The sequence below is a fragment of the Rugamonas fusca genome (genome assembly GCF_014042365.1).
GTDB lineage: Bacteria > Pseudomonadota > Gammaproteobacteria > Burkholderiales > Burkholderiaceae_D > Rugamonas > Rugamonas fusca.
This window is the reverse complement of record NZ_JACEZS010000100.1, coordinates 1-255: the sequence shown is the minus strand read 5'-3', so window position 1 is coordinate 255 and position 255 is coordinate 1. Positions and strand designations below refer to the sequence as shown.

General features: G+C 56.9%; 1 protein-coding gene. It reads left to right on the top strand.

What is annotated here, in order from left to right; genetic code table 11:
• Positions 1-38 precede the first annotated feature (38 nt).
• Positions 39-255 (top strand): IS110 family transposase (locus H3H36_RS26490; RefSeq protein ID WP_511268652.1); only part of this gene is annotated, 217 nt, incomplete at its 3' end.

The window sequence follows — 255 nt, the reverse complement described above, 5'->3', positions numbered from 1 at the left end:
TTCAATGTCGAGTTGAACTTACGTACAGGGAGGCTGGTATGAGCAAGTATAGCGGTATCGATCTGCACGCGAACAATTGCGTGGTCGTAGTCAGCGACGAAGAAGACCGGATTTGTTGCGAAAGGCGGGTGCCCAACGACCTGACGAGGATAATCGCTCTGCTGGAGCCGTTTCGCGCCGAACTGGCCGGCGTCGCAGTGGAGTCGACCTTCAATTGGTATTGGCTGGTGGACGGCTTGCGTGCCGCCGGTTTCG